Source organism: Pseudonocardia adelaidensis (genome assembly GCF_039543345.1).
GTDB lineage: Bacteria > Actinomycetota > Actinomycetes > Mycobacteriales > Pseudonocardiaceae > Pseudonocardia > Pseudonocardia adelaidensis.
The window spans coordinates 1-659 of the sequence record NZ_BAABJO010000101.1 but is presented as its reverse complement, the minus strand read 5'-3'; the positions used below and the strand labels follow the sequence as shown (position 1 = coordinate 659).

Annotated in this window: 1 protein-coding gene and 1 pseudogene; both read left to right on the top strand. The window is 37.0% G+C overall.

The genetic code is table 11. From position 1 onward, the window contains the following. Positions 1 to 329 (top strand): hypothetical protein (locus ABEA81_RS42410; RefSeq protein ID WP_345613728.1); only part of this gene is annotated, 329 nt, incomplete at its 5' end. Positions 330 to 433: 104 nt separating this feature from the next. Continuing rightward, positions 434 to 659 (top strand): annotated as a pseudogene (locus tag ABEA81_RS42405) (aspartate-semialdehyde dehydrogenase); the annotation flags it as partial.

The following is a 659-nucleotide window of genomic DNA, read 5'->3' as shown; positions in this document are numbered from 1 at the left end:
CATTACAATCTTCGATAAATGGTGCTGCTTGTCATTCTTGTGCTTTTGTTTCAGAAACTTCTTGTGAATGGGGAAATCAATTACTAGATAGAAGAGTACTATTATTGTTAAATCAACAGGAAAATTTCAACACATATACGCGGAAATTTCGCCCTTGGAAAATGATGGCTCTTTTCGAAGTTTCAAATGACAAAACGATTGCTCTAAATCTTGAACGATACATTAAAAAGCAAAAATCCAAAAAGTTTTTGGAAAGACTATGTGATGAAAATCAAGAATTATCCGGAGTTTTAGCTCAGTTAGTTAGAGTCCCGAAACTTCGGGATTAATCAGAGGGTCGCTGGTTCGAGCCCAGCAGGAGGAGCAAAAAGACTTACAGAAATGTAGGTCTTTTTTTATTTAGATTTGCCTCAAATTAAAACTGAATTTAAAAATGAAAGTAGCTGTTGTTGGTGCCACTGGTATGGTTGGCGAAGTAATGCTAAGAGTTTTGGCAGAACGTAATTTCCCTGTTACAGAATTAATCCCTGTAGCTTCTGAAAGATCTGTTGGGAAAACAATCTCGTATGAAGGAACTGATTATAAAGTGGTTGGATTGGAAACGGCAGTTTCCATGCGACCTGATATTGCCTTATTTTCAGCTGGAGGAGGAACATCAT